This window comes from Photobacterium sp. NCIMB 13483, from assembly GCF_003025475.1.
Lineage (GTDB): Bacteria > Pseudomonadota > Gammaproteobacteria > Enterobacterales > Vibrionaceae > Photobacterium > Photobacterium piscicola.
This window is the reverse complement of the sequence record NZ_PYLV01000001.1, coordinates 173,385-197,182: the sequence shown is the minus strand read 5'-3', so window position 1 is coordinate 197,182 and position 23,798 is coordinate 173,385. Positions and strand designations below refer to the sequence as shown.

General features: G+C 40.2%; 22 protein-coding genes. 6 read left to right on the top strand and 16 right to left on the bottom strand.

Annotated elements, in window-relative coordinates; translation table 11 throughout:
* Positions 1–3: 3 nt before the first annotated feature.
* On the top strand, positions 4–267 hold the full coding sequence (minE, locus tag C9I86_RS00930) for a cell division topological specificity factor MinE (protein ID WP_045026762.1): 264 nt from the start codon (positions 4–6) through the stop codon (positions 265–267).
* 98 nt (positions 268–365) lie between these two features.
* On the opposite strand, the gene rnd is transcribed toward minE, so the two are convergent.
* The 6 genes from rnd to C9I86_RS00900 all read right to left on the bottom strand — a co-directional run bounded on the left by rnd (position 366) and on the right by C9I86_RS00900 (position 7,960).
* Entirely contained in the window at positions 366–1,490 is a 1,125-nt protein-coding gene (gene rnd / locus C9I86_RS00925; RefSeq protein ID WP_080156828.1) for a ribonuclease D, read from the bottom strand.
* 154 nt (positions 1,491–1,644) lie between these two features.
* Entirely contained in the window at positions 1,645–3,336 is a 1,692-nt protein-coding gene (gene fadD, locus C9I86_RS00920) for a long-chain-fatty-acid--CoA ligase FadD (protein WP_107275361.1), read from the bottom strand.
* Between the two features lie 164 nt (positions 3,337–3,500).
* The gene (locus C9I86_RS00915) at positions 3,501–4,379 is read right to left on the bottom strand and encodes an alpha/beta hydrolase (RefSeq protein ID WP_080156830.1); all 879 of its coding nucleotides are present in this window, start codon (positions 4,377–4,379) and stop codon (positions 3,501–3,503) included.
* 5 nt (positions 4,380–4,384) lie between these two features.
* The gene (locus C9I86_RS00910) at positions 4,385–4,954 is read right to left on the bottom strand and encodes a Slp family lipoprotein (protein WP_080156831.1); all 570 of its coding nucleotides are present in this window, start codon (positions 4,952–4,954) and stop codon (positions 4,385–4,387) included.
* 345 nt (positions 4,955–5,299) lie between these two features.
* Complete coding sequence (gene tsaB / locus C9I86_RS00905) at positions 5,300–6,001, bottom strand: tRNA (adenosine(37)-N6)-threonylcarbamoyltransferase complex dimerization subunit type 1 TsaB (protein ID WP_080156832.1); 702 nt, start codon at positions 5,999–6,001, stop codon at positions 5,300–5,302.
* The gene (locus tag C9I86_RS00900; RefSeq protein ID WP_107275360.1) at positions 6,002–7,960 is read right to left on the bottom strand and encodes an ATP-dependent DNA helicase; all 1,959 of its coding nucleotides are present in this window, start codon (positions 7,958–7,960) and stop codon (positions 6,002–6,004) included.
* A gap of 206 nt (positions 7,961–8,166) precedes the next feature.
* Here C9I86_RS00900 and purU point away from each other — a divergent pair, with 206 nt between their 5' ends.
* Positions 8,167–9,000: a formyltetrahydrofolate deformylase gene (gene purU / locus C9I86_RS00895; protein WP_080156834.1), complete on the top strand. Its 834-nt coding sequence runs from the start codon at positions 8,167–8,169 to the stop codon at positions 8,998–9,000.
* A gap of 83 nt (positions 9,001–9,083) precedes the next feature.
* Here purU and C9I86_RS00890 read toward each other — a convergent pair whose 3' ends face one another.
* Positions 9,084–9,668 (bottom strand): VOC family protein, encoded by a 585-nt coding sequence (locus C9I86_RS00890; protein WP_080156835.1) that lies wholly within the window; start codon positions 9,666–9,668, stop codon positions 9,084–9,086.
* Between the two features lie 413 nt (positions 9,669–10,081).
* Between C9I86_RS00890 and argS the strand changes: the two genes are divergently transcribed.
* Complete coding sequence (gene argS, locus C9I86_RS00885; protein WP_080156836.1) at positions 10,082–11,812, top strand: arginine--tRNA ligase; 1,731 nt, start codon at positions 10,082–10,084, stop codon at positions 11,810–11,812.
* A gap of 123 nt (positions 11,813–11,935) precedes the next feature.
* Here the strand turns inward: argS and C9I86_RS00880 are convergent, their stop codons facing one another.
* The gene (locus C9I86_RS00880; protein ID WP_107275359.1) at positions 11,936–12,541 is read right to left on the bottom strand and encodes a DUF924 family protein; all 606 of its coding nucleotides are present in this window, start codon (positions 12,539–12,541) and stop codon (positions 11,936–11,938) included.
* A gap of 171 nt (positions 12,542–12,712) precedes the next feature.
* Here C9I86_RS00880 and C9I86_RS00875 point away from each other — a divergent pair, with 171 nt between their 5' ends.
* A complete protein-coding gene (locus tag C9I86_RS00875; protein WP_107275358.1) occupies positions 12,713–13,147 on the top strand; it encodes an HIT domain-containing protein in 435 nt (144 codons plus the stop codon).
* Positions 13,148–13,248: 101 nt separating this feature from the next.
* Here the strand turns inward: C9I86_RS00875 and C9I86_RS00870 are convergent, their stop codons facing one another.
* The 5 genes from C9I86_RS00870 to znuA all read right to left on the bottom strand — a co-directional run bounded on the left by C9I86_RS00870 (position 13,249) and on the right by znuA (position 18,556).
* The gene (locus C9I86_RS00870; RefSeq protein ID WP_080156839.1) at positions 13,249–13,491 is read right to left on the bottom strand and encodes a FeoC-like transcriptional regulator; all 243 of its coding nucleotides are present in this window, start codon (positions 13,489–13,491) and stop codon (positions 13,249–13,251) included.
* Positions 13,488–15,773 carry a Fe(2+) transporter permease subunit FeoB gene (gene feoB / locus C9I86_RS00865; RefSeq protein ID WP_107275357.1) on the bottom strand — a complete coding sequence of 762 codons (2,286 nt, stop codon included), beginning with the start codon at positions 15,771–15,773 and terminating at the stop codon, positions 13,488–13,490. Before feoB ends, C9I86_RS00870 begins: the two co-directional genes overlap by 4 nt.
* Complete coding sequence (locus C9I86_RS00860) at positions 15,773–16,000, bottom strand: FeoA family protein (protein ID WP_065192682.1); 228 nt, start codon at positions 15,998–16,000, stop codon at positions 15,773–15,775. The genes feoB and C9I86_RS00860 overlap by 1 nt, the downstream gene beginning before the upstream one ends.
* A 253-nt stretch (positions 16,001–16,253) precedes the next feature.
* Positions 16,254–17,615: a murein DD-endopeptidase MepM gene (gene mepM, locus C9I86_RS00855; protein ID WP_080156841.1), complete on the bottom strand. Its 1,362-nt coding sequence runs from the start codon at positions 17,613–17,615 to the stop codon at positions 16,254–16,256.
* Positions 17,616–17,617: 2 nt separating this feature from the next.
* A complete protein-coding gene (gene znuA / locus C9I86_RS00850; RefSeq protein ID WP_080156842.1) occupies positions 17,618–18,556 on the bottom strand; it encodes a zinc ABC transporter substrate-binding protein ZnuA in 939 nt (312 codons plus the stop codon).
* A 163-nt stretch (positions 18,557–18,719) separates the two neighbouring features.
* On the opposite strand from znuA, the gene znuC reads away from it, so the two are divergent.
* Both znuC and znuB read left to right on the top strand, forming a co-directional pair.
* A complete protein-coding gene (gene znuC, locus C9I86_RS00845) occupies positions 18,720–19,484 on the top strand; it encodes a zinc ABC transporter ATP-binding protein ZnuC (protein WP_080156843.1) in 765 nt (254 codons plus the stop codon).
* Positions 19,484–20,269: a zinc ABC transporter permease subunit ZnuB gene (gene znuB / locus C9I86_RS00840; protein ID WP_080156844.1), complete on the top strand. Its 786-nt coding sequence runs from the start codon at positions 19,484–19,486 to the stop codon at positions 20,267–20,269. Before znuC ends, znuB begins: the two co-directional genes overlap by 1 nt.
* A 106-nt stretch (positions 20,270–20,375) precedes the next feature.
* On the opposite strand, the gene sucD is transcribed toward znuB, so the two are convergent.
* From sucD to odhB, 3 genes are all read right to left on the bottom strand, one after another.
* Positions 20,376–21,248 carry a succinate--CoA ligase subunit alpha gene (gene sucD, locus C9I86_RS00835; RefSeq protein ID WP_080156845.1) on the bottom strand — a complete coding sequence of 291 codons (873 nt, stop codon included), beginning with the start codon at positions 21,246–21,248 and terminating at the stop codon, positions 20,376–20,378.
* Entirely contained in the window at positions 21,248–22,414 is a 1,167-nt protein-coding gene (gene sucC / locus C9I86_RS00830; RefSeq protein WP_107275356.1) for an ADP-forming succinate--CoA ligase subunit beta, read from the bottom strand. The genes sucD and sucC overlap by 1 nt, the downstream gene beginning before the upstream one ends.
* A 153-nt stretch (positions 22,415–22,567) precedes the next feature.
* Positions 22,568–23,788, bottom strand: coding sequence for a 2-oxoglutarate dehydrogenase complex dihydrolipoyllysine-residue succinyltransferase (gene odhB, locus C9I86_RS00825; protein WP_080156847.1), 1,221 nt, complete (start codon positions 23,786–23,788; stop codon positions 22,568–22,570).
* Between the last annotated feature and the right edge of the window lie 10 nt (positions 23,789–23,798).

The following is a 23,798-nucleotide window of genomic DNA, read 5'->3' as shown; positions in this document are numbered from 1 at the left end:
GCTATGGCACTGCTCGAGTTTTTCCGCCCGAAAAGAGCGAAAACTGCAAATGTAGCAAAAGAACGGCTACAAATTATTGTTGCTGAAAGACGTAGTGCTGGACAGAAATCTCCAGCCTACCTTCCACAGCTTAAGCGCGATATCTTAGCTGTTATCAGCAAATATGTTCAGATTAATCCTGAACATGTTTCAGTAAATCTAGACCATAACGGTGATGAGTTATCGGTACTAGAACTTAACGTCACATTACCTGACGAAGAAAAATAATAAAGCCCCGCTAAGTATCACTTGGCGGGGCTTTTTATTCTTTGGTTATTATTATCGCTATAATACGTCGCTTAACTTATACCATTACGACACCCAGCTTATTTTTCATCCAGTATTGCTAAAACACGAGATTCAAATAAACCCTGACGCCAGTTTTTTAGCATTTCTGGACGTTTTTCATCTGCACGTTGATATTTCCATGCCCATGAAAGTAATTGGTGAATTTGCTTTTTAGACGCTAAAAATTCAGGGGCTAATCCTGTTGTTAATTCAACGTCTGTCACCACATCTTTTAAACGTTTGACCATTTGTTTATAGCCAGGAAAATCAACTAAACGTTCAATTGCCTGCGGGTAATCTTTGTAATTAATCGCATCACAATCATGTACCATTTTTAATAAACGGTTACCATGACGCTGAATTTCCATCGGCTCAAAGCCTTCTTTTTCAAGCACTGAACGCGAAGTTATTTCTAAACGAGCCAATTTCCACAAATGTAATTCTTTAACGATAAAGTTAAGTGCAATATCACGCTTTCTTGCTTCACGAACACGCCAAGCTGCCAGTTGCTGTAATATAGCTAATTGCTTTGGTGTTAATTGCCAAGCATTTTTAATATCAAGATACGCTTTATTAGGATCAAGTACTTTTGTTCGACGTAACATGATTGCATTACATTCTTGCTGTAAAGCTTCCATATACCCAGCAGCTTCAACTTTAGCCAATAGCGTTTCATATAACGGCTTAAGATAATGCACATCGGCAGCGGCATAATCTAATTGTTTGTCAGTCAATGGACGAGCTAACCAATTTGTACGTGCTTCGCCTTTATCAAGCTCAACGCCCACATATTCCTTAACTAATGCACCAAACCCCGTTGAAATGCCATGACCTAGAAATGCAGCCATAATTTGAGTATCAAGCATCGGTACAGGTAAACAGCCAGCATGGTGCTGAAAGACTTCAAGATCTTCACCACAGGCATGCAGTACTTTAATCACAGACTGATCACGCAGTAATGCCCATAATGGTTCCATGTCTTCAACATTAAGCGGATCAATCAGTGATAAATATTCACCATCAAACAGTTGAATCAGACCTAAACGAGGGTAAAGCGTTCGCGTACGTACAAATTCAGTATCAAGCATAACAGCTGTATGCTGACGTGCTGACTCACACCGTAGGCGAAGCTGCTCAGTTGTTGTAACAATCTCGAAATTCACAATGTACCTTTTTATGACAGAACGACCCCGTTTTAGAGCCAATTAAATATTTTATAGTAAAATGCCGGCATAAAAGCCGGCATTAGATACGTGCTAGCACAATCAGTTGCTACTATTTTATCAAACCAACATTTATTGTATGTCAGTAAAGATACTACTTAGTGGTTTGCTGCGCTTTTTTATCTGATTCTTCACGTAAAACTCGACGTAAAATTTTACCAACGTTAGTCTTTGGTAAATCATCCATAAATTCGACAATTTTAGGAATTTTATAGCCCGTTAAATGCTGTCGACAATGGGTAATTAATTCTTCGCGCGTTAAACTATCATCACGTTTAACCACACAAAGTTTTACCACTTCGCCTGACACTTCATGTGCTTGGCCAATTGCAGCAACTTCTAGCACTTTATCGTGCAATGCTACAACATCTTCAATTTCATTTGGGTAAACGTTAAATCCAGACACTAAGATCATGTCTTTTTTACGATCAACAATATGCAAGAAGCCTTCATCATCAAATTTGACGATATCACCCGTTGAAAGCCAACCATCGTCGGTTAACACTTCTTTAGTGGCTTCTGGATGCTGCCAATAGCCTTTCATTACCTGAGGGCCACGTACCTGCAATTCACCCACTTGATCGATACCAACCACGTTACCTTCATCATCAACCATACGTACATCAGTTGAGGGAACAGGTAAGCCAATAGATCCATTATAGTAAGTTAGGTTATACGGATAAGCCGCAACTAATGGCGAACACTCTGTTAAACCATAACCTTCAAGTAAATAATTACCCGTGATATTTTGCCACTTTTCAGCAACTGCACGTTGAACGGCCATACCACCGCCAACAGAGAGGTGTAAATTACTGAAATCTAATTTAAGAAAATCAGGGTTATTCACTAATGCATTAAATAACGTATTTACGCCAGTAATGGCTGAAAACGGGTAGCGTTGTAATTCTTTAATGAACGTTGGAATATCACGAGGGTTGGTAATCAATAGATTTTGCCCCCCCATTTCCAACAACAATAAACAGTTAACTGTCAGAGCAAACACATGATACAACGGCAGTGCAGTCACGATTAACTCGCGGCCTTCACTTAATACAGGACCATAAGCCCCTTTTGCCTGCATCACATTAGACACCATATTATGGTGAGTTAGAATGGCACCCTTAGCAACACCTGTCGTACCGCCGGTGTATTGTAAAAAGGCCATATCGTCGCCAGTAATGAATGGCTTAACATATTGCATTCTGCGCCCTTTACGTAAAGCAATACGCATTGAGGTCGCATGAGGTAAATGGTATGACGGCACCATTTTTTTAATATATTTCACGACGAAGTTAACTAATGTTCCCTTCGGACGAGATAATTGATCGCCAAGGCTGGTTAAAATAACATGTTTAACACACGTATTTTTAACGACAGCTTCCAATGTATGAGCGAAATTAGACACAATAACAATGGCTTTTGCGCCAGAGTCGTTAAGTTGATGCTCTAATTCTCGCGGTGTATAAAGTGGATTAACATTCACTACTACACACCCAGCGCGTAAAATACCAAACAATGCAATCGGATATTGCAATAAATTTGGCATCATGACAGCGACACGATCACCTTTTTGCAGTTTAAGCTCATTTTGTAAGTATGCAGCAAATGCACGGCTACGCTCTTCCAACTTACGGAAGGTCATGACCTGCCCCATGTTGATAAATGCCGTTTGATCTGCGTATTTACGTACAGATTGTTCAAACATGTCGACCAAAGATGAATATTCATCTGGGTTAATTTCTGCCGGTACATCTTCCGGATAGCGGCTAAGCCAAACCTTATCCACGTGCACTCTCCTTTAAAATTAGACTGCGGTGCGCGCCTATCAACTTCACAAAACGGTAATGCTATAAATAATATAATTCGTTATAACGGCACTACCGCATATTTAATTTTGGATTAAAAATTGAACCATGGCGATATCTATTGATACCAAAGATAAATCAATAATTAATCTAATTGAGTGGGGATAAAGGCTCGAATATGACGATAAACATCATTCGAACTTTGTAAATGACAATGATGTCCCCCGAACACCATCACTTGTGTAAAATCGTTAATACCCCATCCATTAGCATCACATTGGCGTAATGTCGCGTAGCCATCTGTACCGATAATCGATAATACAGGTGCTTGAATACTACTTAACAAAGCCTGTGCATGTTGTTGTGCCATTCGGTATAAAGAATCACAACGAAGACGAGGATCATGACGCCAATACCAGCGACCATCACGTTCAATTGTCGCTCTCTTAACGACAGCATCAAGTAACGAGGCTGGTAATCGATTTACGTTCGCACGAAGCGTCACAGCTTCTTCAAATGTCGCCATTGAACGCTGCTGCAAACGTTGTTGTTGTCGACGATAACGCTGTCGACTGATTATGCCCATTCGTAACCGCTCTGCTGCCATATGCGGAGGTTCAGTTAATGGTGACAATCCTTCAATTAATACAATTTTATCGACATATTCAGGAAATATCGCGGCATAACATCCCGCAACAATAGCCCCAAGTGAATGACCAATAAGATGTACTTTTGCAGGTTTAAACTGCATGATAACTTGATGCAAATCATCAATATAATCAACAAAATGGTAATAATTATCGGCACTTTTATAATCAGATTTACCATGTCCAGGCCAATCCAGTGCAATAATGTCATAATCAGTGATTAATAACGGCCATAATGATGCAAACGTAGCGGCATTATCTTGCCAACCATGTAAAAGCACCACTAAGGGTCTTGAGGTACTTACTGGCGTCATTACATCAATACTGCTACAAGCAGCAAGGTTATACTCTGCTAGCGTTAGCGTTATCTCTTTCATAACAGTTATAAGACTACTCGTTCAACAATTCGGCCGTTAACCCCGAAATTAGGCATCATTAAATCATTACCCCATCGATCACAATTAAATGAATAACAAGGCTGACGCGTCCAAAACGGATCATCTAATTGTACCTGTTGTTGTACTTGCCATAGTTGCTCACCAGATACTTGCACCACCGGAAAAGTATATGGGTATTGCCCTATTTTTCCCTGCTCATCACCGGAAAATTGCCCAGCAACCGTCAATAGACGACCTTTGGCATATTCAATTGGCTCTAAAAAGCCATGAACATAAGCAATAAACCGTCCTTGAGATTGTGCATGTAATATTGGACGACCATCAGCCGTTAATGGCATCGCCACCATTTCAATACGTGTTTGTTGCTGTTCATTACGAATCGAAGCAATAACACCACCAAGACGAACATCTTTACCTTCATTCGCCTGAGGGTGCTGCAGAATAACCGTTAAATCAGTAATAGGATCTTTTGATTTCGTTACTAACGTTGCAGGTAAGCTCGCGCAGCCTACCATAAACACTAATATCACCCCAAGAAATAGCTTACCAAACATCTAAAACCTCCACACATTTGTTTAATAACTCGACAAAAAATAACATATCTCACTACTGAATTCCTATCTCAACAGGAATAGTACGTGATCTTATGTCATCAATAATACAGGCTTTAAAATAACGAGAGAGAAAACGAATATGGCTACAGCTAGCGCGGGCAATGGTATAGAAACACGAATAATTGCTATTCGGTGTACATAATTGTAGATGCCATAGTAGAAAAGAAAGTCAGACTTAATAGAATAAGGGGATATAAAATACGAAGAGTGATCAGTAAAACTGCCACTCTTCGTGTTTTTACGCAATGTTATCAGCCATTACAAACAATGTTGATATCGATAATATTACTCGCGACCAGGCAATTTCTTCCACGTCACAGTATCACGTAAATAAACCGGACTTGCGGCTTCTGCTGCAACAATTTCACCACGAGCAAAAGCATATTTAGCCAAATGCACCATATCTTGTGAATCAGGATAAAGCACACTACCTAATTGCGCTTGCAATGGTAATTGATTTAATAGTTCAGGGTACGCTTCCCAGCCTGTACCTGCTGTTAACCATGCATTGGTATCAGCTTGTACGTTCGCTAATAAAACATCAGGTGCAATTACTTGCTCATTGCCCAATAATAGCCAATCACCATCAGTTTTACGCTGGTATTGTCCCCAGTAAAGCTCACCCATGCGGGCATCAATCGCCGTCAATACATGATCAGCTTGATGCAAACGGAACGTACCTTGCGCCATAGCCGCTAAAGTAGATACCCCAATCATCGGTAAGTTAGCACCAAAGGCTAACCCTTGTGCAATACCAATACCAATACGAACACCGGTAAAGCTACCAGGACCACGACCATATGCTAATGCATCAAGCTGCTTTAGCTTTACGCCAGCGTCAGCAAGAACTGCATCAATCATAGGTAAAATTTTCGTCGTGTGCTCACGAGGAGCATATTCACAGCGAGAAATAACGTCATCGCCGATCATTAGCGCGACAGAACAGTTTTCAGTTGCAGTATCTACTGCCAGAATTTTGGTGCTCATTCAAGCCTCTGAATGTTGGGTCTCGTCAGTAACAGATAGATTCATATCCGTTAAACTCGACAAAAATTCGCTAACCCCTTCGACACTTCGCGTGCGTGGAATTGGCGGTAAACTTCTCAAAAATACAGCGCCATAAGCACGAGTGACTAAACGATTATCGCAAATCACTAATACCCCTTTATCTTGAGTGTCACGAATTAAACGGCCGACACCTTGCTTTAAGGTGATCACAGCATCAGGTACTTGTACCTCAGCAAAGGGATCTCCTCCACGAAGGCGACAATCTTCAATACGTGCTTTTAATAATGGATCATCGGGTGCTGTAAACGGTAATTTGTCTATGATAACACAGCTAAGGGCTTGGCCTCTAACATCAATGCCTTCCCAAAACGCCCCCGTCGCAACTAATAATGCATTACCTCGTTCAAGGTATTCCGCTAACAGCTTTTGTTTACTGGTTTCACCTTGTGCTAGTACGGGTAAATCTAGTCGAGCACGAAAGCCTTCGGCAAGATCTCGTACCATTTGATGCGAGGTACACAAGAAGAAACAACGTCCATCATTAGATTCAATGACCGGAGTTAGCATCTCAACTAACTTATCTGCTAATCCATAACTATTAGGTTCAGGTAGATGCCGCGGCACACACAACAAAGCTTGAGTTGCATAATCAAAGGGGCTCTCTAATGAAAATTGTTGTTTCGGTTGCAGCCCTAAGCGGTGACTAAAATGGCTAAAGTCATCATCAACAGCTAAGGTTGCTGAAGTAAAAATCCACGCCCCTTTCTGTTCAGCCATACGCTCACTGAACTTATCAGCCACAGATAACGGCGTAATATTTAAACTAAATTGTCGTGGCGTACACTCATACCAATACGAATACCCCATAATGCTGGTATCCATTACTCGTTTTAAGCGAGCTTTTAATAAAGTCGCTCGTTCAAAGGCCGAATCTAATAATTGACTACGCCCTAAGGCTAATTTAAGCACATCATAGATTAAATCAAGGGCATCATTAAGACGTACTAATTCACGTTGTACCGCGGGTGTTTTTGAAGCTTCACGCCAATTACCACGAAAACCGGGATCGCCCAAAATAATCCGCATTTCAAACGCCGCTTGTTGTAAACGAGCCGCTGCCTTTTGCAGTTGGCGCATATCTTTCGCTTCAGTGCGATAGCCAATTTCAATATCTTTTGCTAATTCAATTAACTGCCGGCTCGATAGATTTTGACCAAAATATTGACTCGCAATATCAGGGATCTGATGGGCTTCATCAAAAATAAATACTTCAGCTTCAGGAATTAGCTCTCCAAAACCAGTTTCTTTAATGGCAAGATCCGCTAAGAAGAGATGATGGTTAACGACCACGATATCAGCCTCCATCGCTTTACGACGCGCTTTCACTACAAAGCAATCATCATAAGACGGACATTCTCTGCCAAGGCAATTATCGTTGGTCGAGGTGATCATCGGGATCACAGGGCTATCTTCAGCTATTTCTTCACATTCCCCCAGATCCCCTGTTTTAGAGGCTGATGACCACTGGCGGGTTTTAATCAATAAACTCAGCATGACAGGATCTGAGTGATCACCATGGCTTTCAGTGATCTGGCGGCTGAGGCGATCTATACATAAATAGTTTGAACGCCCTTTCAATAAAGCCACTTTTCCTGTAAACCCAAGTGCAGTTGCCATTAAGGGTAAGTCACGATGAAATAATTGCTCTTGAAGGTTTTTTGACCCCGTACTGATGATGGCTTTTTTACCACTGACTAATGCTGGCACCAAATAGGCAAATGTTTTACCTGTTCCCGTCCCTGCCTCAACCACTAACTGTGATTGTTGTTTAATCGCATCAGCTACCGCTTTTGCCATATCAATTTGAGATTGTCGAGCTTGAAATCCGGGAATGGCTTTATCTAACGCACCACCAGCGGCAAAAAACTTAGCTATCATTCACTTCGCACTATTGGTTATTTATACAGTATCAATTGTTCTATTATGCCTATTTTATTACGCGACGACCAGCGGTGTAAGACGCTATTTCTCGATACTAAAACAGCGCCCATAAGAAACTATTTGACCCCAATGCAGTATAAGCGTCATAGTGATAAATTGTGATTTTTAGACAGAGCACAACGTTGCCGTCATCAGGAATAGACATGGAAAAGAAAACATTATTAACGGAATGCCCTGATAATATGGGGCTTATCTCCAAAATCACCAACATATGTCATAAACATCAGCTCAACATTATTAATAACAAAGAGTACGTTGATAATGCTAAAAACCATTTCTTCATGCGAACAGAGTTAGAAGGCTATTTTAATGACGAAACATTACTGGCTGATCTAGACCGCGCTTTACCTGCGGGGAGTAAGCGTCGATTAATTAGCTCTGAGCGTAAGAAAGTCGTTATCATGGTGACCAAAGAAGCCCATTGTTTAGGCGATATTTTGGTTAAAACCTTTGACGGGTCGCTAGATATAGATATTGCGGCAGTAGTAGGTAACTACGATAAACTACAAAATTTAACCGAAAAATTTGATGTGCCATTTCATCATGTTTGCCATGAAGGGCTTACACGTGAACAACATGAAACAAAATTACTTGCAGCAGTACAACAGTATTCACCTAACTATGTCGTACTAGCAAAATACATGCGTATTCTCACGCCTAATTTTGTCGCACAATTTCCGCATAAGATTATTAATATTCATCACAGCTTTCTACCCGCATTTATCGGTGCAAAGCCTTACCAGCAAGCTTTTGAACGTGGTGTGAAAATCATTGGTGCGACGGCTCACTTTGTTACCAACGATCTTGATGAAGGCCAAATCATTACCCAAAACGTGATTCCGGTTGATCACACGTTCAGTGCCGAAGAAATGGCAAAATCTGGGCGTGATGTTGAAAAATCAGTATTGAGCAAAGCGCTTGGTTTAGTGGTCGATGACCGCGTATTTGTTCACGGCAATCGCACTGTTATTCTTTAAAAATAATAACTGATTGATACATGCCACAGCTTGATTTAGCCGTGGCATTTTTTTCGCTTAATTTACCTTAACAAAATACATAATTACTCTTTTTCGCTCGCAATCACTGCCGCTAAAGAATGTGAATGTAATTTTATGCATATATTATCTTTTTTAAACGCATAGGTTGGATTAGGTAAGCGTTCATGCTCACCAGCAGGAGAACTCGCTTTAACTTTAATTCCCTTTTCAGCCAACTGCTGCCAATGTAACGCTGGAAATGTTGAGTTAATCGACTGTTCTAATTGTTCCAATGACATCGCGTTTCCGGGAATAACAAACTCGACATGCTCCCAGCCTTGTTGTGGATATACTTTCTCACTTGGGTAAGGTAACTCTAACGCTTCAATCGTCCACTCCCCTACTTGCAGTGGGGTATCAAAACCAATCACCACAATCGGACGTCCATTAATAATAGCCTTTGACCATTCAGTACCATACGCTAGCCATGCCTGATGAAGTTCCAGTGCAATATCCTGAGAATTAACTCTTAATGCAATATGATCTGCTGTATACGATGAGAGCGATATTCCGATTTCATCAGCTAAACCAATAATGCGATTCATAAAAGCAGGTAAATCAGCTAACATTTGCTCTGGGTGTAAGCCTAATTGTTTCAGATTTTGCATTTTGCACCTTCAACCACGTAACATTTAATAAACAACAGCATAATTACTCACACTTTTCGCATTATCAAGAACTAAACTAACCCTAATGGAGCCCTTATCAGGGCTGAATTTTGGCTTTATTTTAGTCTATTTTAAAAACTTTAAAAAAAATCGCCTACAATCTCTTTTTCCAGTTGCCAAAGTACCTAACTATGTGGGTATTATTAGGGTAACGCATACTGCTTATTCAAGATATTGGTGTTTATATTAAATTAACACTACCATCAAAAAATACTCACGTAGCTTTGGTCGCTTTTTAGTTCAGCAAAAAACACTTTAGCTCCGTGAGTATTTTTAACGGCATATCTTGCTATCTGCAGAGGTTTTTGCCACATATTTATGATTGGCGTTACAAACGATTTAAGGAACAGCGAGTGAATATTCAAGCACTTATTAATAATAAAGTATCACAAGCATTAGAAGCCGCAGGCGCACCAGCAGGTAGCCCAGCAGCAGTTCGTCAGTCAGCAAAAGCACAGTTTGGTGATTACCAAGCAAATGGTGTAATGGGCGTAGCTAAAAAACTGGGTATGAACCCACGCGAATTTGCTCAAAAAGTTATCGACTGCCTAGAACTAGATGGTATTGCTGAGAAAGTTGAAATTGCAGGCCCTGGCTTTATTAACATTTTCCTAGATAAAGCATGGTTAGCCGCTCGCGGTGAAGAAGCGCTAGCAAGTGATCGCCTAGCTGTTAACACTGATGAAGCACAAACAATTGTTGTTGACTACTCAGCGCCTAACGTAGCAAAAGAAATGCACGTAGGTCACCTACGTTCAACTATCATCGGTGATGCTGTTGTACGTACCCTAGAGTTTTTAGGTCACAATGTTATTCGTGCTAACCACCTTGGTGACTGGGGTACCCAATTCGGTATGCTGATTGCTAATATGGAGCGTAAAGAAAAAGAAGGTAGCGATGTTTCAATGAACATCAGCGATCTTGAAGGCTTCTACCGTGAATCAAAAGTGCTTTACGATGAAGACGAAGAGTTTGGTGTAACTGCACGTAACTTCGTTGTTCGTCTGCAAAGCGGTGATGAATACTGCCTTGAGAAATGGCGTCAACTTGTTGCTATCACACTGAAGCAAAACCAACGTAACTACGATCGTCTAAGTGTCTCTCTAACAGATGCAAACGTAATGGGCGAATCAATGTACAACGACATGCTTGCACCTGTTGTTGCTGATCTTAAACAAAAAGGTCTTGCTGTAGAAAGCGACGGCGCAACCGTTGTATTCCTTGACGAATACAAGAATAAAGATGGCGACCCTATGGGCGTTATCATTCAAAAGCGTGATGGTGGTTACCTATACACTACAACCGATATTGCTTGTGCTAAATACCGTTACGAGCAACTTCATGCAGACCGTGTTCTTTACTTTATCGACTCACGTCAGCACCAACACCTAATGATGGCTTGGTCTATCGTACGTAAAGCAGGTTATGTGCCTGAAGAAGTTTCTTTAGAGCACCACGCATTTGGTATGATGCTAGGTAAAGACGGTCGTCCATTTAAGACTCGTGCTGGTGGTACTGTACGTCTTGCTGATCTTCTTGATGAAGCAGAAGAGCGTGCAAACAAGCTAATCGAAGAAAAGAACCCAGAGCTAAGTGCTGACGAAAAAGCAAAAATTGCTACAACAGTTGCAATGGCTGCGGTTAAGTACTCTGATCTTTCTAAGCACCGTACTACAGATTACATCTTCGATTGGGACAACATGCTAGCATTTGAAGGTAATACAGCACCTTACATGCAGTATGCATACACTCGTGTTGCGTCTATCTTCAAGCGTGCAAACATTGAACTTAAAGATCTAACATGCCCTATCGTTATCAATGACGAAAAAGAGCAAGTATTACTATCTAAGTTACTTCAATTTGAAGAAGCCGTTCAATCTGTAGCTCGTGAAGGTCAACCACACCTAATGTGTACTTACCTGTTTGAACTTGCAGGTCTGTTCTCTAGCTTCTACGAAGCATGTCCAATTCTTAACGCTGAAGAAGCTGTTAAGCAAAGCCGCTTGAAGTTAGCACTACTTACAGCTAACACCATCAAGAAAGGCTTGGATCTTCTTGGTATCGAAACACTAGAGCGTATGTAATTACACTTTATTGTGATAGCTACTTATTGCACTAGTGACTTATTGTAGTAGCGACATAACAAAAAGCCTTCATTCGTGAAGGCTTTTTTAATGGTATTTATATTAAAGTACTTATATTAAAAATCATTGTCCAAATCGTAAACCACCATCATGTAACCATGTCAGTTCTTTCTTAGTAGATAGCCGCCCTTTCACTGCATTTCGATGCGGAAAACGGCCAAACTCTTTAATTACATCTAAATGACTGTTCGCAAATTCATAAAAACTATCAAACACTGCAGCATTCTCTGGCTGAACAGTTTTACGCAATAAATCAAATCGAAACACACTCTCTTCTTGATCTTCTAAATCTTCTGAATGCTCTAATGGTAAATAAAAAAACACCCGTTCAATTGCTGCAAGTTCAGCATCTTGATTAAGGGCTAAGCCCCGCTTACAAATAGCCAAGGCTAATAAATCATAACGAAAAGCAGCGTTTAATCCGCGGTAAATATTACGTGGAAATTGATCTAATAAAATAATTAAGGCAAGCCGACCCTGCGCGGTATCGCTCCAATGATTAAGTTCACCATTACCCGCCTGACTTACCCAGCGTTGAAACTTAGAGATAATATCAGCATCAACCTCAGCGCCACCTAAAAACCACAGTGCATGTTTGTTATTACGGGTCACTTCACCGTCTAGCTCACCAAACCAGTAATCAAGAATAAATTGATACTCAGCTACCATTTAAGCCCCCCATTAATATACACTTCAGCAACGTTTTTATTGGATAATCATTATCTATAAAGTAACGATTACGTATACCCAAAGGATAATACCAATTACGCCAAATTAAGCTTACTATAATAAATATTGCTCAAGCTTGTGAGCTAGAATGTACTGTTAAGGAATAATTACATGAGTTTCACTCTTCATCCGCAATTAATGGCAGATACAACCATACTTGGCGATTTGCCTTTATCACGAGTATTGCTTGCTAAAGAAGCCCTTGGCCCATGGCTAATTTTAGTTCCACGCTATGAATCACTACGTGAAATCCATCATTTATCCGAACAAGATCAACAGCAACTAATGCGTGAATCATCTGCAGTTGCTGCCTTATTAGAGCAAGACTATCAGGCTGAAAAAATTAATATTGGTGCGTTAGGTAACCTTGTGCCTCAACTTCATGTTCATCATATCGCACGTTTTAGCAATGATGTTGCATGGCCTAGTCCTATTTGGGGTAATACCAAAGGTATTCAACGTAGCGAAGAAGTACAGCAAGCATTAGCTGAAGAACTACGTCAAGAGCTAATGAATATTGCAGGTTTTAGTACCATTACCGCGTAGTGTTATTACTACGCAGATAATTACTGCCCCTTACATGTGTGTAGTATTTAATATAAAAAAAGCAGCCTGCTGGCTGCTTTTTTAATGGACGCTAATGATTGTTAGCGCATCACTGTGATAGATAATTCATTTGCTGCTAAACATCGATACCACACATCTTTAGCTGTTTGACAGCATTGCGTACTATCGCAGCCAACCAATTCCTTACCAATAGTTCCTTTACGAACCCAAACAGCAAGCATGGCATCAACACCATCTTCCGACATACCAAAATGCAGTGAAAGCTGTTTACGGCTTACGCGTCCATTATCTGTAATATATTGTTTTAATTCTTGTAAAATCATTCAAACAATAATCCTTCTAGATGAGACTGCTTTTTACCTTGTCGCTTCATCAGTAAATAAATTCCGACGTTAATGACAATGAAGAACGCAATCCAAAATGAACTACTGGCTGGGTGTACAGCAAAATCAGCAATCTGATAGAACAATGAAGCAAAAGTATATGCCAGTAGCATTGTCCAACCCGCAATAAAGCAAGCAAACTTCTTACCAAATTCACGCACATATGCACCCATCGCTGCCGCACATGGTGTATAAAGTAGGATGAAGATTAGGTACGACATAGCAGCAGCGCCACTTACAAACCGTGATTGAATGTTACCGAAAACTGATTGATCAACACCTTGATCTTCAGCAACCGCCGTTTGGTTCTCAAGGCTACCCACCTCAATACCCAACGGATCGCTAAAGCTTAATGCTGATAGATTATCACCAATAGAGGCAACGGCTTCTTTTAAGCTACTAACAAGATCGTACTCTTCGTTACCGCCATCAAGGGCTGGTGCATACAAACTATTTAACGTACCAACGACCGCTTCTTTAGCAAAAATACCCGTAATAATACCTACGGTTGCAGGCCAGTTATCGGCTTTAACACCAATAGGTTCTAAGACAGGTGTTACAACTTGTGCTGCATGCGATAACACAGATTTTGATGTATCTTCATTACCAAATGAACCATCAGTACCGAGTGAGTTAAAGAAACTTAAAATAGTCACTACAACCACAATTGTTTTACCAGCACCAAATACAAAACGCTTCAGCTTCTGCCATGTTTTAATGACAACGTTACGCATTGTTGGTAATTCATAGTTTGGCATTTCCATGATGAAGCTATCACTAGCACCGGGATAAAGCGTATTACGCAGAATAAGACCGGTCATAACAGCAGCGACAATACCTAAAATATACAATGCAAAAACAACATTTTGACCATTGTCAGGGAAGAATGCAGCAGCGAATAAAGCATATACAGGTAAACGAGCACCACATGACATAAACGGTGCCATTGCTGCTGCTAACTTACGCTCGCGTTCTTGCTCTAAAGTACGCGTTGCCATAATAGCAGGTACGTTACAACCAAAACCAAGCACTAATGGAACAAATGCTTTACCTGGCAAACCAACTTTTTGCATCACTTTATCAAGTACAAAAGCCGCGCGCGCCATGTAACCTGAGCTTTCCAATACTGCAAGGAACAAGTATAGACAGGCAATGACAGGAATAAATGTTGCAACAGTTTGAATACCACCGCCAACACCATTAGCAATAATGGTTACTAGCCAAACAGGTAAATGGTTATCTAATAAATAATGACCACCATCAACTAAAATTGCACCAAAGCTAATATCAAAGAAATCAATAAATGCACTGCCTACGTTAATCGCAAACATGAACATTACGTACATTACCAAGAAGAAAAATGGGATACCAATAGCACGATGTAATAACACACGGTCAATTTTATCGGTAAGACTATTGCTTAAACGGCCTTCTTGGCGACGTACTTTTTGACATAATTGATGCAAAAAAGTGTATCTAACATCTGCAACTTGAATATCAGGATCAACTAAATCCAACATTTGTTGACGAATAGCACAGGCTTGCTGCTTATTTTCTTCAGACAATGTATGAATAACAAGCGTGTCATTTTCTAATACGCGAATTGATTGCGCGCGAGGGTTTAACTTTTCATCATGAATAAATAATGGTTTTAATTTATCTACAGTTGCTTCAAAATCATCACCATAATCAAGTGAAAAGTCTGATACAACAACGCCTTGAATCAGCATTTTATGTAGTTTAGATTTGAATTCGCCAATACGTTCCATGTTATTCGCAGATAATGCGACCACAGGGCAACCTAGCGCTTTTTCTAATGCTTTAAGATCTAATACTTGTTGTTGACGTTTCAATACATCCATCTTATTAAGTACAACCACCATTGGTCGACCTAATTCACGCAACTGCAACGTCATGTATAAACTGCGTTCAAGTGATGATGCATCAACAACGTTAATAATAACATCAGCCGGTGTCGTCAAAATGGCACGCGATGCAATTGCCTCATCAAGACTATTAGCATCATTTGCACTATCAAGGTTATAAATACCAGGAAGATCGGTTAAAGAAAAATCATCACCATTATGTTGGTAACGACCCGTCTTCTTTTCAACAGTGACACCAGCCCAGTTACCCACCTGCTGTTTTGAACCTGTTAATCCATTAAACAGTGTCGTTTTACCGCTGTTCGGATTACCGACGGTAAGAATGTCATATTGCATTATTTAACCTCAACTTCTATATCTTCAGCAATTTTTTTACGGAGCGCAATATCAACACCACGCACTCGAACCTGAAGTGGATCCCCTAAAGGTGCTAAGCGAACAACTGTAATTTCTGTATGCGGTAGTAACCCCATAACCATTAATTTTTTACGCGTTACAGCAGGCAACGCGGACATATTAATCACTGTACCGCTGTGACCACACGACATCTCTGACAGTTTCATAACTAAACGGCTACCTTAATAAGAATTATTTTCATTACGATGTAGGGGATTTTACACTTTGATACGAAATTAGTCTTGTCTTAAATCAATTATTTCATGCCTGTTTTGAATAAATAGTTTCAACTAGTAACTATTTATTTAACAATATAAATAACTGCAAATTTTTGAAATACCAGTTAATACATTCAAAATTTAACAAGCAAAAAAAAGCGTACCTTTCGATACGCTTTTATCACAACCAATATTGTCTCTATTAACTCGGCATTTGTGTACTTAATTGTTTTTTATACGCTTTAACATTACGCATAAATTGAGTACGCGTGCTACCTCTTAACGGCTCAGCTTGTGGTAAAGGCACTTTCATCGCATTAACCGGACGACCATTTTTAATTAATTCAAAATGTAAGTGTGGCCCCGTTGAACGCCCTGTATTACCACTTTTGGCAATACGTTGCCCCATTTTAACTTTATCGCCCACTTTGACTTGGCGTTTGCTTAAATGTAAATAGCGCGTCATGTGTTCTCGGCCATGCTTAATAACAATATAATTGCCCGCAAGTGGATGATAACGAGATTTCACTACCACGCCATCACCAGCCGCCAAAATAGTAGTTCCAACAGGCACAGCAAAGTCAGTTCCATTATGTGGTGAACGACGTTTAGTAATAGGATGCAAACGATTTGGATTAAATGATGAACTGATTCGGTATGAACGCAACAGTGGGATCCGCTTAAAACCACGGTTTAAACTACGTGCATCTTGATCATAAAATTGGTCGTCTGCACCACGAGCGATAAATATTGAATGGCCACGACGCTGGCTTTTATAGTAGAAGGCATTAATTTTACCTTTACCTACCGCCTTACCATCAATAAATTCACGATCTAATACCACACCAAATGAATCGCCTTTACGGGCATCACGACCAAGATTCATTTTCCATTGTAATGCTTTAACTACATTACCAATTTGAGTTGGAGTTAACCCTGCATCACGTGCAGAATTATAAAAACTACCGGAAACACGTCCCGTTAATGTAACAGGCTTAATATCACCTTTTTGTTCAACTTCTTTATAAACATAACCTTTTTTAGTTAGGGTATAAGTATCGGTCACTTTTTTACTGCGAATAATACTTAACGATGTTAATTTGCCATCAGCATCGACTTCCCACTCTAATGTTTGTCCAACGCGTAACTGTTGTACGGATTTATTCGCATCAATTAAACGGTACATCTCAGAAATAGGTAAACCATATTGAGAGAAAATAACCCCTAATGTTTCCCCTGATGCTACGCGGTGTTTGGATTCTGTTTCAGCATGAGCTTGTACTAACTGTTGTTCAATCTCATCTTTGGGGGCTTGGAATTGTGGATCATTTTGATCTAAAGACGCCCCCATTGGCTCACTATCAGATTCTAATACTTCTGGATCGGTGAGATTAATAGGCACAGCAATAGGCGCTGGTTTTTTAAAGCTGGGGAAATGTATTGTATGTTTGGAAGGCTGCCATACAATAGCAGCCACCATCAAAATTGTAGTCGAGAATAACGCAATTTTATGCTGCAACGGCAACATCTTTAAAGATGCTACCGCAGCGATATAATATTTCATGATTAATTAAGACACTTACTAAATCGTTGTCCAAGTTCATTAAGAAAGCGGACATATCCTCCCTTGCCCTCAACGATATCGGTAGCCATTGGGTCAAGAGTCCCTATTTTAACATTCGTTCCTTTGGTTACAGACTTCACAACAGCTGGCGAAAATTGCGGCTCACTAAAGACACAATACGCTTGGTTATTTTTTAATGATTCACGAATAGATAACAATGTCTTAGCGCCTGGACGACGATCGGGTTCAACCGTAAAATGACCTAAATTATCTAATTCAAATTGTTGTTCAAAATAGCCATAACCATCATGAAAAACATAATAACCTTTATCACTTAACGGTTTTAACTGCTTATTAAGCTGAGTGACCGCTAACTGAACTTCTGTAGTGAATGTTGAAAGATTAGCTGTATATGTCTTTTTATGCAATGGATCATACTTGATCAATGCCTTAGTTATGACATTTGCTGCCTGCACAGCTTGATCTGGACCTAACCATAAATGTGGATCAATACCATGATGGTGGTGATGATGACCTTCATGCTCAGATTCATGGTCATGAGCAGCTTCATTTTCATGACCGTCATGATCTTGCTCTTCCTCAGAATAATAGCGGAAACTAATGCCCTGTTGCTGGCTTAATGCAATATTTTCAGGCTTTGATGCCATTGTTTTGGTTAAAAATGACTCTAATTCAGGTCCAACCCAAACCACAAGATCCGCTTGTTTTAATTTTTTAATATCTGAGGGACGTAATGCATAATCATGAGGTGATGCACCTGACGGAATAACATATTCACTGGTCGCAACACCTTGAGTTAATTCACTAACAATCAAGTTTAACGGTTTAACAGTAGTAACCACATTAAAGGTATCAGAGGCCAATGCAGAGCCAGAAACGACGAGAGCGGTAGCACAAAATAGAGAAGTTAGACGGTGCATGATTTTTCCCATAAAAATGTAGAGCAGCAAAAATTATTGATTATCAGCAAAGAAATTTTTCTCAATTGGCTATAATCGGCTCGTATTAACAGTAACACATGTAAAACGAAGATGTTATAATATAACATCACATTTTGGCAAACTCTTATTTTAAGCTCGCTTTATGACAACATTAGTAGAATTACAATCACTCACAGTGACCTTCTCTGGACGTAATGTTTTAGATAATGTTGCACTCAAATTAGAGCGTGGTGAAATTACAACCCTTATCGGTCCAAATGGCGCAGGTAAGTCCACCTTGGTTAAAGTGATCACCGGATTACAAAAGCCAACATTGGGAAAAGTTATCCGTCAAAAAGGATTACGAATAGGTTATGTACCGCAAAAACTTCACCTTAACAGTACACTGCCCCTTTCTGTCGATCGCTTTATGCGTTTAGCTGGACGTTACTCATTGGCACAACGCCATGAAGCATTAACCATGGTTAATGGCGCGCACTTAATGGAAAGTGACATGCACCGTCTATCTGGTGGTGAAATGCAACGGGTATTATTAGCTCGAGCATTACTTCAAAAACCGGATTTACTGGTCTTAGATGAACCTGTTCAAGGGGTTGATGTAACAGGTCAATTAGAACTTTATCGTTTAATTCAACAATTACGTGATTTACTCAATTGTGCAATATTAATGGTTTCCCATGACCTACATTTAGTCATGGCCAAAACAGATAAAGTGATCTGCTTACAACATCATATCTGTTGCTCAGGTAGTCCTTTTAGCGTAACCAACCATCCTAAATACATTGCATTATTTGGCCGCCAAGCCAGCGACCAATTAGCGTTATACCAACACCAACATAACCACCAACATGATGATTCAGCAACACCATCAACATGCTGCAATAATCATCAGGATAATAATAAATAATGATTGAGTTTCTACTTCCCGCGTTAATTGCAGGTATTGGGATAGCCCTTTTAGCCGGCCCGCTAGGGTCATTTGTAGTATGGCGAAAAATGGCTTATTTCGGTGATACGCTTTCACATGCGTCATTACTGGGTATTGCTTTAGGCTTTTTGTTTAATATCGACTTAAACCTTGCGTTGGTTATTTGTTGTTTAGTATTAGCTGTTATTTTGGTGACCTTACAAAAACAGCGTTATGTCGCAACCGACACATTACTTGGCATACTCGCTCATAGTGCATTATCACTCGGTTTAGTTGCTGTAAGCTTTTTAGATAATGTGCGTATTGATTTAATGGCTTATTTATTTGGTGATTTACTGGCGGTTACTACTGCAGATCTAATGTGGATTTATGGTGGTGGCGCTATCGTGTTAGCCTTACTTATTTATCTGTGGCGACCACTATTATCAATGACCATCAGCGAAGAAATGGCGCAAGTTGAAGGTGTGAATGTTGATTTAATGCGGTTATTATTAATGCTTATGGTCGGAATGGTGATTGCGGTAGCAATGAAATTTGTTGGTGCATTAATTATTACGTCATTGCTAATTATTCCAGCAGCAACCGCACGTCGTTTTGCTAATAGTCCAGAAGCGATGGCTGTGATTGCCTCTATTATTGGTTCAATTTCTGTAGTGATAGGGTTAGCAATGTCATGGCACTATGACACACCAGCAGGCCCTTCAGTAGTGGTATCGGCAGCAGCATTATTTATGCTTAGCCAATTTAAACCCACTCGACGTTAACAGTCTTTATTACAAAGATTGTAAATAAAAAACCCGCTACACATTAGTTTGTGAGCGGGTTTTTATACAATGTCTGTATGATCATTAACACCGTATCTACGTTAGCTTACCAACCCGTCACTTCGCGTAATGTCTTACCAATATCAGCCAAGCTTTGCACGGTTTTTACACCTGCGGCTTCAAGAGCTGCAAATTTTTCTTCTGCCGTACCCTTACCACCAGAAATAATCGCACCAGCATGGCCCATTCGTTTACCTTCAGGGGCCGTCACACCAGCAATATATGACACGACAGGTTTAGTGATATGGTTTTTAATATATGCAGCAGCTTCTTCTTCGGCAGTACCACCGATTTCACCGATCATTACAATAGCTTCTGTTGCTGGATCTTTTTCAAACATATCAAGAATATCAATGAAGTTTGACCCTGGAATAGGATCACCACCAATACCAACACACGTTGACTGACCAAAGCCTTCATCGGTTGTTTGCTTCACTGCTTCATAAGTTAAAGTGCCTGAACGTGACACAATACCCACTTTACCTGCTTTATGGATATGACCGGGCATGATTCCAATCTTACACTCATCAGGCGTAATAATACCTGGGCAGTTAGGGCCGATCATACGTACGCCTTTGGCATCTAAACGTACTTTAACATCCAACATATCCAAAGTCGGAATGCCTTCAGTGATGGTAACAATTAATTCAACACCAGCATCAATAGCTTCTAAAATTGCATCTTTACAAAAAGGTGCTGGCACATAAATAACGGTTGCTGTTGCTCCTGTTGCTTTAACTGCATCACGAACAGTATTAAATACCGGTAAGCCTAAATGCGTAGTACCGCCTTTACCCGGAGAAACACCACCCACTAATTGCGTACCATAAGCCAATGCTTGTTCTGAATGAAATGTCCCCTGCCCACCGGTAAAACCTTGGCAAATGACCTTCGTGTTTTTATTAATAAGTATCGACATTATTTACCCTCCGCGGCAGCAACAACTTTTTCAGCGGCTTCTGTTAACGAAGTGGCAGCAATAATATTGAGACCACTATCAGCCAGTTTTGCAGTACCAACTTCAGCATTATTCCCTTCAAGACGTACCACTACTGGCACTTTTACACCGACTTCAGCAATAGCACCAATGATACCTTCTGCAATTAAATCACAACGTACAATACCGCCAAAAATATTCACTAAGACAGCTTTAACGTTGTTATCTGAAAGAATAATTTTAAACGCTTCTGTAACACGTTCTTTAGTTGCACCGCCGCCTACATCCAAAAAGTTAGCTGGGTGACCACCATGAAGATTAACAATATCCATGGTTCCCATTGCTAATCCAGCACCATTAACCATACAACCAATACTGCCATCAAGGGCTACGTAATTAAGTTCCCATTGTGCCGCGTGGGCTTCGCGCTCATCTTCTTGTGAAGCATCATGCATCTGACGTAATTTAGGTTGGCGATATAATGCATTTGCATCCACATTAACTTTACCGTCAAGACAAACTAAGGTGCCTTCATCTGTAATAATTAATGGATTCACTTCAAGCAGTGCTAAATCACACTCAGCAAACATAGTGCCAAGCCCAAGGAAAATACGCGTGAATTGCTTAACTTGATCACCTTGCAGACCTAATTTAAAGGCTAATTCACGCCCCTGATAAGGTTGTGGGCCAACTAAAGGATCTATCGCCGCTTTATGGATTAAATGTGGCGTTTCTTGTGCAACTTTTTCAATTTCCACACCACCTTCTGTCGATGCCATGAAAACAATACGTTGTGAACTACGGTCAACAACAGCACCTAAATATAATTCAGTTGCAATGCTAGATGCCGCTTCTACCAATACTTTAGTTACAGGTTGACCCGCAGCATCTGTTTGGTAAGTCACTAAATTTTTGCCTAACCAATGTTGAGCAAACTGCTTAATACCTTCTTTATTATCATGTAGCTCAACACCACCAGCCTTGCCTCGACCACCAGCATGAACTTGACATTTTACGACCCATTTTTTACCGCCAATTTTACCTGCTGCCGCAGCTGCTTCTTGTGGGGTATCACAAGCATAGCCATCTGGTACAGGTAAACCATATTCAGCGAATAGTTGTTTTGCTTGATACTCGTGCAAATTCATAATGTTCTATCCGTTTTTATCCCTTTGGGACTCGTTAAATCCATTTGAGATATTCTTTGATACCTCTTCATCATTGCGCCATGTTTACTGTGCCCCGTTACAGGGAGAACGTTAACCGAATAATGAGCACTTATTCGGTTAACGATGTAATGCTTATACGTCCAGTAATAAACGTGTTGGATCTTCAAGTAATTCTTTAATTGTCACTAAATAACCCACTGACTCGCGACCATCCACTAAACGATGATCATAAGACAGCGCAAGGTACATCATTGGTAGAATTTCAACCTGCCCATTAACCGCCATTGGACGATCTTGGATTTTATGCATACCTAAGATTGCAGCTTGTGGCGGATTAATAATTGGCGTTGACATTAATGAACCAAATACACCACCGTTAGTAATCGTAAAATTACCGCCAATAAGATCATCAACTGTTAATTTGCCGTCACGGCCTTTAATGGCTAAGTCTCGAATACCTTTTTCAATCTCCGCTAAACTTAACTTATCACAATCTCGTAACACAGGGGTAACTAAACCGCGTGGAGTTGAGACTGCAATGCTAATATCAAAGAAATTATGATAAACAATGTCATCACCATCAATCGATGCATTTACTTCAGGGTAGCGTTTTAATGCTTCAACAACCGCTTTAACATAGAACGACATAAAACCAAGACGAATACCATGGCGCTGCTCAAACACATCTTTATATTGTTTACGCAGATCCATAATAGGCTTCATATTAACTTCATTAAATGTCGTTAACATCGCAGTACTGTTTTTCGCTTCCAGCAAACGTTCAGCAACGCGCTTACGTAATCGCGTCATTGGTACACGCTTTTCACTGCGATGCGCTAAAGGTAATTCATGCTCAATTTTCGCTTCCATCGTTTTCGGAGGCGCAGTAACAGCTACAATATTTTTTAAATAAGTATCAACATCTTCACGAGTAATACGGCCACCAACACCAGTACCTTTTACTTTTTCAGCAGCCACACCATGTTCACTTAATAAACGGCGAACAGCAGGACTTAATGCTTCAGTATTTTCTTCATTTAACGATGCTGTATTACGTTTATTTGGTGATGATTCCGCATCGGCAAGTACATCTAATGTTGGCTCACCTGCAACTGCATTAACTTTGATTTTGCCAATCAGTTGCTTGGTTAATACCGTTGTGCCTTCAATTTCAAAAATAGCTTCTAATATGCCATCTTCTGGGGCTGGAACTTCAAGTACAACTTTATCAGTTTCAATATCAACCAAGACCTCATCACGAGTAACAGTGTCACCTGGTTGTTTATGCCATGTGGCTACAGTTGCATCAGCAACAGATTCCGGAAGGTCAGGAACCAGAATTTCGATTGTCATATCGGTATTG